The organism is uncultured Pseudoramibacter sp. (assembly GCF_903789625.1).
Taxonomy (GTDB): domain Bacteria; phylum Bacillota; class Clostridia; order Eubacteriales; family Eubacteriaceae; genus Pseudoramibacter; species Pseudoramibacter fermentans.
The window spans coordinates 33,147-46,629 of record NZ_CAIFFF010000001.1; the positions used below are offsets into that span (position 1 = coordinate 33,147).

Genomic DNA, 13,483 nt, shown 5'->3' on the forward strand with positions numbered 1-13,483 from the left:
AGGTCGTTATGTCATCATTTTTTAAAACGGAGGCCGGACATCTGACTCTGGCCTTTATCGTCATTGTCATCGGCGCCATTATCATCCGCGCCGGTCTGGCTTCGGGCGCGGTGGCGCTCCTCGGCGTCGGTGCCGCGGCGGTGCTCGTCGCACTGTGCGCGGTGCCCTTCAGAACCTACGTCATCAAGCCGATTGCCGACAAGCAGTCGGCGCCATCCAATTCCCATCCCAAAAACAATAAGGAGTAAATCATGGAAAACAATCAAATCGAAAAATCCACGGGCCGCATTGCGGAAAATCTTGAAACCCTCAAAACCTTTACGGCGACGTCGGGCAACGGCTGTACCCGTTTGCCCTTCACCAAAGAAGCCAGAGACGCCGTCGACTACCTGAAAGGGGTCATGGAAGATGCTGGACTCGAAGTCTGGGAAGACGCTGCGGGCAATGTCTTCGGCCGTCTGGCGGGCTCGGATTCGTCTCTGCCCTGCGTCATGAGCGGCTCTCACTACGACTCTGTGGTCAACGGCGGCGATTATGACGGCATCGGCGGGGTCATCACCTCGATTGAAGTTGCGCGCCTTTTGAAAGAAAGCGGCAAAACCTTCAAGCGCGATTACGTGGTTGCCGGGTTCTGCGACGAAGAAGGGATGCGCTTCGGTACCGGGTATTTCGGCTCCGGCGCGATGCTCGGCCACCGTAACCCGGCTTACTGCGACAACTTCAAGGATGCGGACGGCATCTCCATCGCCGAAGCGATGCGCGGCTACGGCCTCGACCCGGAAAAGATCGGTGCGGCGGCTTGGCCGGAAGGCAGCATCGGCCACATGATCGAAGCCCACATCGAACAGGGCCCGGTTCTCGACGCTGAAAACATCGAAATCGGCCTGGTTACCGGGATCGTCGGTATCCAGCGCTACGTCATCACCATTCACGGCCGCGCCGACCACGCCGGCACCACACCGATGGACATGCGGATCGACGCGGTGGAAGCGGCCTCCAAGGTCATTTCCAAGATTCCAGATTGGGCGCGTGAAAAAGCTGACGGCACGGTCGCGACCTGCGGCGTCGTTCACGTCGAACCCTGCGGCATGAACATCGTGCCGGAAAGCTGCGAATTCTCCGTCGATATCCGCTCGATGAACAACGACAACATCAACGACATCACCCGTCGGATCCGCGCCGCCCTCGACCGCGAAACCAAGGCCATCGGCGCGACCTACGACATGGACACGAAGCTGGTCATCGAACCGGTCGATCTCGACGAAGACATGTTGGGCGTACTGGAAGACGACTGCAAGGCACGGGGCTACTCCTACAAGCGTCTGCCCAGCGGCGCCGGCCACGATTCTCTCGAAATCGGCCAGGTGCTGCCGACGGTCATGCTCTTCGTGCCGAGCAAAGACGGCCGCAGCCACTGCCCGGTGGAATTCAGCCGCTACAGCGATTTCGCCAAGGCCGCCGCGCTGATGACGACGCTGATCGGCAAGCTTTTGGACGAATAAACCGCCAATCATCCGGCGGATTATGGTAAAATATAAAAGTATTCATTTACATCCGCAGGGATAAAAAGAGGAGGGGGCATAATTTGGTCATATCGGAAATGAATCCAGACGCGAAATCGCGGAATCTGAGGCTGCTCAGGCGCGCGCTGCGCATGACGCAGCAGCAGTTCATGGAGCAGTTTCTGTCCGGGCCGTCCGGCAAGTCGGCGATGAGCATCGCCACTTACTCCAATCTGGAGCGCAAGGGCGGCAAACGGCTCAACGAGGTGATTTCGAAGATCAGCCGGCAGCTGAATCTCGACCCGATGGTCTTTTCAATGGACCCGGGACAGTTCAGCGAGCAGGTCGATCAGATGATCGCCTCCTCGCCGGAAAAACAGGCGGTCGTCGACGGCAGCACCGGTGACATCACCGAGCTGGTCAATCGGCTGACGGTCTATTTCGCGGACGACATCATTTCCGGAAAACTCAAGAAAGGCAGCCGCATCGAATCGGACCGGGAGCTCGCCCGAAAAATGGGCGTCGGGCGCTCGGCCGTGCGCGAGGCCTTGAAGGTCTTGAGCGTATTGGGGATGATCGACATCCGCCCGGGTCAGGGCACCTTTATTTCTCAGAAGGAGTCGAACTTTTTCACGGTGCCGCTGAGCTGGTCGTTGTTTTTGAGCCGGCCCCAGGTGGAGGACATTCTCCAGGTGCGCAACCTCATCGAAGTGGGGGCCGCGCGTCTGGCCGCAACCTCTCACGACGAAGAGGCCCTCTCGAAGCTCTACGCGCTGTCCTACGAGATTTATAACGCCTACGATGCAGGTGACCATAAGCGCTTCCTCGAGGCCGACGTGGCCTTTCACACGAGCGTCGCGGCGTGCTCAGGCAACACAGTGATCTTTTCGATGATCGAGACGATCCGCAACCTGCTGAAGCGGGTGAGCCAGACTGGGATGGTTACAGATGAGCAGATGACGGCGATTTACACCGAACACAAGGAGATTTTTGGCGCGATCATGTCCAAGGATCCCGACGCCGCCGGCGAAGCGATGCGCCGCCACCTCGAACATTCCCTCGACCGTTACAATTATCAGTAACATTTGTAAAAAACTATACATAGCCACAAAAAAAGGGCGTGTGAAAAATTTGATTTTCACACGCCCTTAATTTTTAAGCGCCGCATCGACTTCATCGGCAGAATAGACTTTTCCGTCTTTAATGGCATCGACGCCCTTTTGGAGTGCTGCATCGAGCTGTTCTCGGGTCATCGCGCCGGCAGCTTGCGGCTTTGAAGCGGGAAGACGCAAATCGAAGGGCATGCCCTTTTGCAGTACGATCTGGCTGTAAAGCATCTGAATGGCACTGGACGGCGTAATGCCGAGCTGAGCGAGAATGTCTTCAGCATTGTGCTTGAGATTTGTATCAATTCTCGCGTAAACAGCAGAGGTATTGGCCATAGTATCGCCTCCTTTTTGTTTCATTATAGGCGCTTCTGCTTGCAATTGCAAGCATTTGCAAGAAATATTTTACGGCAAAAACGCAATAAACGAAGATGCGTTTAGAAAACTTAAGTGAATAATAAAGAAATGAAAATTTCTGAAAAAGCGTTGCAATTTGGTGGGAAGTATTCTAAAATACATTTAGCACTCAATCAAATGGATTGCTAATAAATCACGAAAACAAAACCAAGATACACCATTTTCAGAAAGCGAGGGGTTACAATTGGCAAAAAAGGAATTTAAAGCCGAATCCAAACGGCTGCTGGACCTGATGGTCAATTCGATTTACACAAATAAGGAAATCTTCTTAAGAGAGCTCATTTCCAACGCCAGCGACGCCATTGACAAGCGCTATTTCAAGGCGAGCCAGGAAGGGCAGACCGGGCTTTCCAGAAACGATTACCCGATTTACGTCGCCCGGGATGAAGACGCCCGCACCCTGACGATTACCGACTGCGGGATCGGCATGACCGACACCGAAATGGAAAACAACCTCGGGACCATCGCCCAGTCCGGCAGTCTCGATTTCAAAACTGAAAACGCGAAGGAAGACGGCACCGATGCCCTCGACATCATCGGCCAGTTCGGGGTCGGCTTCTACTCGGCCTTCATGGTCGCGAAGAAGATCCGCGTCGTCTCCAAGGCTGAAGGCAGCGACAAAGCCTACGCCTGGGAATCTGAAGGCGCTGACGGCTACACCATCGAACCGGCAGAACGGGACGACGTCGGGACGACGATCACCCTGTACCTGCGCGACGACACCGACGACGACAAATACAGCGACTACCTGAAGGAATGGAAGCTGCGTGACCTGATCAAGAAATATTCGGACTACATCCGCTACCCGATCATCATGAACGTCACGAAGCAGGAACCTTTATCTAAGGAAGAAAAAGAAGCGGCCGAAGCCGACGAAAACGGCAAGAAGCCGGAATTCAAAACCGTTCACGAAGACGAAACCATCAACTCGATGGTACCGATTTGGAAGCGCAATAAATCCGAAGTCACCACCGAAGAGTACAACGAATTCTACAAAGACAAATTCGTCGATTGGGAAGACCCGCAGAAGATCATTTCGACCAACGTCGAAGGGCTGCTTTCTTACAACGCGCTGCTGTTCATCCCGTCGCGGGTGCCCTACAACTTCTACTCCAAGGACTACAAGCGCGGCCTGCAGCTGTACTCCTCCGGTGTTTTGATCATGGATAAATGCGAAGACCTGCTGCCAGATTACTTCGGCTTTGTCCGCGGCCTCGTCGACTCTCAGGATATTTCACTGAATATTTCCCGGGAAATGCTCCAGCAGGACCGCCAGGTTAAGGCCATTGCCAACCGCCTCGAAAAGAAGATCATCTCCGAACTCAAGGATATGATGGCCAAGGACCGTGAAGGCTACGAAAAATTCTTCAATAACTTCGGGCTGCGTCTGAAATTCGGCATTTACGACAATTTCGGCGCCAACAAGGACAAGCTGAAAGACCTCGTCATGTTCTACAGCTCCACCGAAGACAAGCTGGTCACCTTCCAGGAATACGTCGACCGCATGAAGGAAGATCAGAAATACATTTACTACGCCACCGGCGACTCCATCGACAAGATCAAACGGATGCCACAGAACGAAATGCTGATGGACAAGGGCTACGAAGTCCTGTTCTGCACCGAAGAAGTGGACGAATTTGCGCTGAAGGTGCTGAATTCCTACAACGACAAGCCCTTTAAATCCACTGCGGAAGACGACCTCGGCATCGAAATGTCCGACGAAGAAAAGGCGATCCGCGAAAAACAGAGCAAGGCCTCTGAAGGGCTGCTGAACAGCATCAAGGACGCCCTGGGCGGCAAGGTCGCCGACGTCAAGCTGTCGACCCGTCTGAAGAGCCACCCGGTCTGCTTCTCCGCCGGCGAAGGCATCTCCATTGAAATGGAAAAGGTGCTGGCCGAACAGTCTAAAGCCGTGGGTCAGACGCCGACTGAAGACATGAAGGCCAAGAAAGTGCTCGAAATCAACGGGGATCATCCGGTATTTGCCGCGATGCGCCGGGTCTACGAAGCCGACGACAAGGACACGTTGAAGGATTACGCCGAACTCCTTTACGATCAGGCCATGCTCATCGAAGGCATGCCCATCGACGATCCGGTCGACTTCTCCAATCGGGTCTGCCGCCTGATGAAATAATGGATGAAATAAATTGCAAATCAGCGTAGATGAACAAAAGCAAAAGTATTGCCTTTCAATTGTAAATCACTGAAATTAAGGCAATGTTTTTGAGAAAAGATTAAATAAAAAAAGGGATTCGCTTGACACGAATCCCTTTTTCATATTTAATATAGAGTCACAAGGTCCAGATTAGACATTGCGGAAAAAACAGCCCTTAGGCGTCCATATCGAGCACGATTTTCGAGTTGGCCTTCGCGGCGTCCTCGAAGGTTTTGACGATCTCGACACCGTACTGGCCCAGATTGTCGGTGAGCACATCGGGATCGAAGAAATGAATCGCGGTGGTCTTGCGGATGCCGACGAGTCCGTCCCACAGGGCGTCAAGGTTTTTGCCGTACGAGTCCGGCCAGTCCATTCGATGCTGAATGTGAAGCTGGGCGCGCTCCTTTGTAACCATCTTCCGACCTTCAATGTTAATCTCACGCATCACGGCACCTCCTGTTTGCCTTATTCGTGGTTTCATTATAAAAAAAATACAGATTAAAGTCAAGATATGACCGTTTTCAATGGCTATACCGCATAATTTTATTGAAAATCTAATGAAAATAATAGGATTATTTACAATTTGATCTTGAAAAGGGCATACCTTCGTGATAGAATGTGATAATGATTTTGAGATGTAGTTTACTAACCTATTTCCCTAATACAGGGGCTCATCTCACACATTAACTATAACATAAAGTTATAACAATTTAAATAAGAAAACAATCTACATATTATATAGAAGTAACATTGATCTCCCAATTGAAAGAGAAAGGAGGTTCGCGTCGAAAACGCAGGGTGGATCAAGGATCAATATCGGATCAACAGTTTGGACTTATTTTTAAAATCTACAAATAATTGAAAGAAGTGAGTAAAACAAATGGCATCATTTAAATATAATCTCGAAAAATTTGGTATCGAACGTGTTGTGGGCTGGTTAACCAAGAATCCGGAAAAGAACCTGCCCCGTGTTATGAACTGGGTTGATAAATTTGCACACGGTGAATTCGTCGGTCAGAGAAATGCGATCCGCGCAGCCATCAACGACGAAAACCACCCGTATCATCCGGTTGTACAGAGAGTTGTCCACATGGATCCCAACGTCCTGAAGAAAGCTTTCGTCAACTTCTTCATGAACGCCAACCTCGTGGGCTGGGACAAACAGGAACAGGTCCGCAACAAATACGGCTGCAACGCACCTTGGGCTATCCTGCTCGACCCGACATCGGCCTGCAACCTGCACTGCACCGGCTGCTGGGCTGCTGAATACGGCAACAAGCTGAACCTGTCCTTCGACGAAATCGACGATATCATCAGACAGGGTAAGGAAATCGGCGTTTACATGTACATCTACACCGGCGGCGAACCGCTGGTCCGCAAGGATGACTTAATCAAGCTTTGCGAAAAACACAACGACTGCATGTTCCTGTCCTTCACCAACGGCACCCTGCTCGACGCGCACTTCGCTGACGAAATCAAACGCGTCGGCAACTTCATCCCGGCGATCTCCCTCGAAGGGTTTGAAGAAGCGACAGACGCCCGCCGCGGGAACGGCGTTTACGACAAGGTTATCGCCGCAACTGAACTTCTGAAGGAACGCAACCTGCCTTTCGGCTTCTCCTGCTGCTACACCAGACAGAACTTCGAATCCATCACCTCCGAAAAATATTACGACAAGATGATCGAACTCGGCGCGCTCTTCGTATGGTACTTCCACTTCATGCCGACCGGCGTGAACGCGGTGCCAGAACTGATGGTTACCCCGGAACAGCGTGTTGAAATGCACAGAAGAATCCGCGACTACAGAAACCGCAAGGCCCTGTTCGCAATGGACTTCCAGAACGACGCGGAATACGTCGGTGGATGTATTGCCGGCGGCCGCCGCTACCTGCACATCAACGCCAACGGCGACGTCGACCCGTGCGTCTTCATCCACTATTCAGATTCCAACATCCGCGAAAAATCATTGCTGGATGCGCTGCGCTCACCGCTGTTCATGGCTTATCACGATGGCCAGCCGTTCAACGAAAACATGCTTAGACCGTGCCCGATGCTGGAAAATCCGGAAATCCTGCCGGAAATGGTCAAGAAGACTGGCGCACACTCCACTGACCTGGAATGCCCGGAACCGGTTGACGATCTCGTCGCCAAGACCAAGGAATACGCAAAGAACTGGGCACCTGTCGCACACGACATGTGGGACGGCAGCCCTGAAGAAGCCCGCTACATCGCCAAACGCGATCGTCTGCGCAAGGCTTCCGAAAAACGCCAGAAGGAATTGGCGGAAGATCAGGAAACTGCATAATTTAAGCATTCGACAAACAGCCGCACTGCCAAAACAGTGCGGCTTTTTTGCTTTTTTAAACGCAATACATAAAGGGGAAAACAGGTGCAAAAACGCAGGAAAAGGCGCCGGAGCCGATCGGACCAGCGCAAAGCGCAACGGAAAAAATTTGCAAAATCGGAAGAGAATTTAAGACGGCAGCAGCTGATGCGGGACGCGGTCTGGCCGACGGATGAGGACGCCGCGCATATCGCCGCGGACGTGTTCAGAAAGAAGCTCGTCAGCCAGCGGCTATACACGAAAAAGCGCCACCGCGACCAGGAAATCACGCCGCAGATCGAATTTGACCTGCGGACCTGGGCTGAAAGCGGGAAGGCGCCCTACGATTACTTTCATTTCAAGCACAACACGCTGCCGATGAAGAAGCTGCGCCAGCGCTTCGCCCAGGCCAATCCCGAGCTCGACGGTCTGACCCGCTACGTCTCCCAGCGGGGGAATTGGGTCAACATTCCCGAGCACGTCGAAAAGCGGCTGCACAAAACCCTCGATCGGGGCGAGCGGCTCGCGGCGTCGCAGATTTCGCTGAGCGAGACCATCGATCTGCTCGAACACAACGGCCACTACCCATTCATCAAGAACCGCTCCCGGGAGCGGGAGCTGATCAAGAAGCAGATCCCCGAGCACATCGCCGAGCTCTTCCCGGTGGCGCGCAGTGTCGAGCGGCACTTCGTGCTCCACGTCGGCCCGACCAATTCCGGCAAGACCCACGAGGCGATCACCGACTGCGAACAGGCCGAAACCGGGGTCTACCTCGCGCCGCTGCGCCTGCTGGCGATGGAGGAGGCCGAGCGCATGAACCGCGACGGCGTCCCGTGCAGCATGGTCACCGGCGAGGAGGAACGGCTGATCCCCGGCGCGATGCACATGGCCTCGACGATCGAAATGATGTCGGAAGAACGGCTCTACGACGTCGCCGTCATCGACGAGTGCCAGATGATCGCCGACCGGGACCGCGGCTGGGCCTGGACCCAGGCCGTGCTCGGCATCGCGGCGAAGACCGTCCACGTCTGCATGGCGCCGGAGGCCCAGGCACTGGTTACCGCGCTGATCGAGGAATGCGGCGACACCTGGGAGGTGGTCACCCATCACCGGGCGACGCCCCTCGAAATGGAGGGCGGCGGCTTCGTCTTCCCGCGAGACGTGCGCGCCGGAGACGCGCTGGTGGTCTTTTCGAGAAAATCGGTGCTGCAGGCCGCGTCGATTCTCGAGGATGAGGGGCGGCGCGTCTCGGTGATTTACGGCGCCCTCCCTTACGACGCGCGCCGGGCCGAGACGATGAAATTCCTCTCGGGGGAAACCGATGTCGTCGTCGCGACCGACGCCATCGGCATGGGCATGAACCTGCCGATTCAGCGCATCGTTTTCCTCGAGACCGACAAATTTGACGGCATGCGCCACCGGGATTTGACTCCGGCGGAAATCAAGCAGATCGCCGGACGCGCCGGGCGCCGGGGCTTTGCCGAAAAGGGGCTCGTCACGTCGAGCTTCAACCGCAGCCTGATCGCGGAGGGGCTGGCTGCCGGGGTCGAACCTCTTGAAAAGGCCAGGGTGTCGATGCCGCGTTTCCTCGTGAACATGGACAGCCGTCTTTCCCAGACGATCCAGGACTGGCAGGGCCTGCCGGACGACGGGCTCTACCTCAAGACCGACATGACCCGCGCCTTCCACCTGTGCGTGTGGCTCGAGGTGAACTGCGAGCTCACGAAGACCGACATGCTGCGCGCGGTGACCATTCCCTTCGACGAAAACGACTTGGGCATGTGGGCGCTGTGGCGCCACGCGATGAAAAATTACGACAAGGGGCGCCCGATTTTAGACGGCTTTGAGCGCGTCGCCTACCAGCCCGGCGACGGCCTCGACCGTCTCGAGAAAAAGTACCGGACCCTCGATTTGATGTATTACCTCCAGCGCAGCCTCGGGGAAAACGAGACCTACGCCGACGAGGAAAAGCGCGACATTTTGGGCTGCAAGGCCGAGGTGGCCGACGCGATTATCCGCCGGCTGAAAAAGGCCAAGCGCGTGTACCGCAGATGCCGCATCTGCGGTGCGAAGCTGCCGTGGAACGATCCCTATTCGGTCTGTGACGCGTGTTATCAAGCAGGAAAGGCCGGCGTACGGCATTAGATGAATGAATCAGTGTTTTTGGACGTCGGCCCGTCTGTGCCGTAAATGGCGTTGATTTCGGCGGAATAAACGCCGGGTGACTGATAGATCGACAGGGGCGGTTCGACGATGGCGCCGGGGTGGCCCCGCTTGACGGCCTGCAGCAGGATCTGGTTGGCCGGCTTGTCGGGGAAGGGCTGCACCCCGCGGACGCGCTTGACCTCGAGCTGGTGAGCCCGCAGCACCGCGCAGAGGTCGACGAGGCGCTCAGCCCGGTGCACCATGAACAGCCGCCCCCGGTCCTTGAGCAGGGCCTGAGCCGCGGCGGCCACGTCGTCCAGCGTGCAGGTGATTTCGTGGCGGGCGAGGGCCAGGGCGCGGTCGGGGTTCACCCCGCCCCTGCCCTTGGGCATGTAGGGTGGATTGGTCACGACCACGTCGTAGGCTCCGCGAACAAGGGCGGTGCCCGGCTCGTTTCGGATGTCCCCCTCGTGGATGCGGATCACCTCCTCGAGGTGATTCATCGCGACGGAGCGCGACGCCATGTCGGCCATCGCCGGCTGGATTTCAATGGCGTCGATGGATTGGGTGTGGGTGCGGCCGTAGAGCAGCAGCGGCAGCACGCCGGTGCCCGTGCCGATGTCGAGGGTGCGGGTCTTGCGGTGGACCGCCGGCGCGGCGTACCACGCGAGCAGCACCGAATCGATATTGAAGCGGAAGGCGTCCGGGTCCTGAAGGATGTAAAGGCCGTCCAGGCCCAGGTCCTCGAGACGCTCGCCCGGCTTTTGATAAGGGCGCGCAAAATCAGTCGTCATGTTGGGTCTCCTTCTGTGCATTTGCAAATGTTTAACCTGTTGATAAACTGTGATAGGATTTCGGCAGTTTTCCAGAAGTTGTCCACAATTCTGTGGAAAATTCTGGGGATTGGCCTGTCACCGCCAAAAATTCGGCGGCAGTTTGTTGACAATTTTTCGACAGCCTGTGGAAAATCTGACGGTGGATGGGGACAAATAGACAGATTTATCCACAAAAAGCCACAGCCGTAAACAGACTTTTCCACAGGAAAGTGGCATTCTGGAATTTTTATACATCTTATCATATCAAAAGGCCGAGAACGCAACTTTTTTCGGCATTTTCCTTTTTAAAATAAGCGCTTTCTGATATAATGCAAATAGCACGGTTTATAAGCTATTTATCGTTTTCTGTCATGAAATAACCGGAAAAGAAAGTGGGTGGAACCATGGATGATCAAAACAATCGCGACAATGAAATGTCGAAAATCGTAGAAAAGGCTGAGAATCTCAAAACGATGCTCGCCAAGCAGAAAAACGGCGAGGCGGAAGCGCCGGCCGAATCTGAAGAAAAGACGCCAGAAGCGCCAGTCGGCAACCCCGATCTCAAGGCGGCGCACATGCCTTTCCAGCACACACGCACGGTGGCGGAAAAGCGGAGCGCCATCGATGCGCAGTTTGAAAGCGCCATCGCGGACAGCAAAAAGTCCGTCGGTCAGCTGATCGACGAAGCCGTCGAAGCCAAGGTCCAGGCGGCGCGTCAGACCCTCGCGGACGAAAAGCAGGCTTTTGAAGCGCAGATCCGCGCCGAAGCCGACGCGAAGGTCGCCGACGCGAAGCGCGCACAGGCTGACGCGGAATCGGCGCTCGAAGACCAGAAGGCCCAGGCGGAAGCGGCTGCTGAAGACTTCAAGGCGCAGCTCGCCCAGAAGGATAACGTCATCGCCGACGCAAAACGGGAAAAAGCGGAAATTGCGGCGCAGGTCGAAGCTCAGAAAACGGAAAAGGAAGCGCTGCGCAGCCAGATCGAAGAAGCCCGCCAGAACGCGGCGGATTACGACGACGAGCTCACACAGCTCAGACGGGCCATCGCCGAACGCGACACCAAAATGGCCGATATTACCGCTGAACGGGACGACGCCCTGAAAGCGGCCGACGGCGCGAAGCAGCAGCTGAGCGATTACCAGAAGCAGGTTGAAGCGGCTCAGGCTGAACCGGCATCGGATTCCACCACGGATGCCGGCTTGACAGCACAGCCGGAAGCCGAAAAGATTGCGACAGAAAACGAAACCGAACCAGCCCCGACGGACGACGACATCAAGGCTTTCTTTGCGATGGATGGCGGCGAAGCGGCAGACGACAATGACGCACAGGCCACATCGATTTGGGACGAAGGGGACGAAGACGATCTCTTTGAATCGGAAGAACCGGCCGAAGACGACGGCTTGTTCGAATCGGAAGAAGCGGTCGACGACGGCGCCGAAGCAGCTGAAGCCGAAGAAACTGAAGAAGCAGAGGAATCGGCTGAAAGCTTCGTGGTCAGCCACGCAGCCTACCGCACGAATCCGAAAGAAGACGTGGAACTGAGCGAAGACATTCCTTGGGTCTCGCCGAACACCGCAGAAGAAATGAAGAAGCGCCGCAAGGCGAGAGCGGAACTGATGCAGCAGGCCGCGGCTCGCGAAGCTCAAGCGGCAGAAGCGGCCCGCAGCGCGGAATCCAAGGCCAAGCCGGCCGGCAGCCGACAAGCTGAAGAAGAACACGACGTCCTCGACGTATTGAGAAACGCAGGTGCCGAACCTGAAGAAGCGCCGCAGACCGAAGCGGCGGACGCCGTTCAGGATGTTCAGGCTGAAGACGCGGTCGAAAACCTCGACATCAGCGCGTTGACGGAAGATGAAGCGCAGTTCTTCGAACAGGTCGGTCGGGAAACGGCGGAAGAAACCGACGAAGCCGAATTGTTCGAAACCGAAGAACCGCTGAACGACGACGAAGGCGGCCTCTTTGAAGACGTCGAAACCTACGATCAGACGGAAGATCAGCCGGCTGAAGATCAGAGCAGCAGCATTTTCGACGATGTGACGAATTTGGACGACGGCGACCAGGGCGACGTCTTTGGAAACTCCAAGGGCTGGAGCGATCTCCAGCAGGAAGCAGCCGAACCGGAAGCGCCGGTAGCAGAAACAGCTGAACCAGAAGCCGATGACGATTTCGGCAGCCTGTTCGAAGAAGACGCAACCGATCTCTTTGAAGAAGAAGCACCGGGTGAAAATGCCGAAGCTGAACCGGCAGAAGCAGCGGAAGAAGCCGCCCCGGCAGAACCGGCCTCGGCGGAAGCGCAGCTCGAAGACTTCGACAGCCTATTCGCTGACGACGGTGCAGACGATTTGTTTGAAGAAGACGAACCGGTTGAAGACGCCCAATTTGAAGAAGAACCTGCCGAACCCGCACAAGCGGTCCAGGCAGAATCGGAACCGGAAGCCGAAGCTGAACCAAAATCGGAAACCGCGCCGGCGGAACCTGAAGCCGAACCGGAACTGACCCAGGACGAAATCGAAGAAAAGGCGCGCATCGCGGCGAAGAACGCGGAAATCGACAAGGACATCGCCAGACTCGGCGACACCCAGGTGCTCGACACCGGCGCCATCAACGATTTCTTCGAAATGGCCGAAAAGGACGACGACGTGCCGTCATTGTTCGACAACCCGTCGACCGACGACAGCGGTGACGATCTCTTCGAAGAAGAAACGACTGTAGAAGAAGGCGACGACGTCACTCAGATTGTCAGCCCGTCTGAAATCGAAGAAAAGCTCGACGCAGGCGACGACGGCAGCCCGAAGCCCTATCACGACGATTTTGACGATCTCTTCGACGAAGGGGATCAGGATCCTTTCGGCGACGACAACGGCAATGAAGACGACAGCCACGCCGACAAGAAGCGCAGACGGGGCCTGTTCCGCCGGAATCGGTAAAAAACCCACTAATCAAAACGCGAAAGCATAAAAATAAGCACTTGTCTGAGAATTTCAGACGAGTGCTTTTTTAATGGATCGAATGGATCG

10 protein-coding genes are annotated in these 13,483 nt (G+C 55.5%); 7 read left to right on the top strand and 3 right to left on the bottom strand.

The window, feature by feature from the left end:
- Positions 1-8: 8 nt before the first annotated feature.
- The 3 genes from QZX60_RS00160 to QZX60_RS00170 all read left to right on the top strand — a co-directional run bounded on the left by QZX60_RS00160 (position 9) and on the right by QZX60_RS00170 (position 2,584).
- Entirely contained in the window at positions 9-248 is a 240-nt protein-coding gene (locus tag QZX60_RS00160) for a hypothetical protein (protein WP_295359982.1), read from the top strand.
- A gap of 3 nt (positions 249-251) precedes the next feature.
- Positions 252-1,502, top strand: coding sequence for a M20 family metallo-hydrolase (locus QZX60_RS00165; RefSeq protein WP_295359984.1), 1,251 nt, complete (start codon positions 252-254; stop codon positions 1,500-1,502).
- Between the two features lie 83 nt (positions 1,503-1,585).
- The gene (locus QZX60_RS00170) at positions 1,586-2,584 is read left to right on the top strand and encodes a FadR/GntR family transcriptional regulator (RefSeq protein ID WP_295359986.1); all 999 of its coding nucleotides are present in this window, start codon (positions 1,586-1,588) and stop codon (positions 2,582-2,584) included.
- Positions 2,585-2,650: 66 nt separating this feature from the next.
- On the opposite strand, the gene QZX60_RS00175 is transcribed toward QZX60_RS00170, so the two are convergent.
- Positions 2,651-2,944 carry a type II toxin-antitoxin system RelB/DinJ family antitoxin gene (locus tag QZX60_RS00175; RefSeq protein WP_295359989.1) on the bottom strand — a complete coding sequence of 98 codons (294 nt, stop codon included), beginning with the start codon at positions 2,942-2,944 and terminating at the stop codon, positions 2,651-2,653.
- Between the two features lie 265 nt (positions 2,945-3,209).
- Between QZX60_RS00175 and htpG the strand changes: the two genes are divergently transcribed.
- Positions 3,210-5,159, top strand: a complete 1,950-nt coding sequence (gene htpG, locus QZX60_RS00180; protein ID WP_295359992.1) for a molecular chaperone HtpG — start codon at positions 3,210-3,212, stop codon at positions 5,157-5,159.
- A 196-nt stretch (positions 5,160-5,355) separates the two neighbouring features.
- On the opposite strand, the gene QZX60_RS00185 is transcribed toward htpG, so the two are convergent.
- Positions 5,356-5,628, bottom strand: coding sequence for a barstar family protein (locus QZX60_RS00185; RefSeq protein WP_295359994.1), 273 nt, complete (start codon positions 5,626-5,628; stop codon positions 5,356-5,358).
- 435 nt (positions 5,629-6,063) lie between these two features.
- Here QZX60_RS00185 and QZX60_RS00190 point away from each other — a divergent pair, with 435 nt between their 5' ends.
- Entirely contained in the window at positions 6,064-7,488 is a 1,425-nt protein-coding gene (locus QZX60_RS00190) for a radical SAM protein (protein ID WP_295359996.1), read from the top strand.
- Between the two features lie 84 nt (positions 7,489-7,572).
- A complete protein-coding gene (locus QZX60_RS00195) occupies positions 7,573-9,651 on the top strand; it encodes a DEAD/DEAH box helicase (RefSeq protein WP_295359998.1) in 2,079 nt (692 codons plus the stop codon).
- On the opposite strand, the gene QZX60_RS00200 is transcribed toward QZX60_RS00195, so the two are convergent.
- Positions 9,648-10,466, bottom strand: coding sequence for a tRNA1(Val) (adenine(37)-N6)-methyltransferase (locus QZX60_RS00200; RefSeq protein WP_295360000.1), 819 nt, complete (start codon positions 10,464-10,466; stop codon positions 9,648-9,650). The genes QZX60_RS00195 and QZX60_RS00200 overlap by 4 nt on opposite strands.
- A gap of 404 nt (positions 10,467-10,870) precedes the next feature.
- Between QZX60_RS00200 and QZX60_RS00205 the strand changes: the two genes are divergently transcribed.
- Positions 10,871-13,393, top strand: a complete 2,523-nt coding sequence (locus tag QZX60_RS00205) for a hypothetical protein (RefSeq protein ID WP_295360003.1) — start codon at positions 10,871-10,873, stop codon at positions 13,391-13,393.
- Positions 13,394-13,483 lie beyond the last annotated feature (90 nt).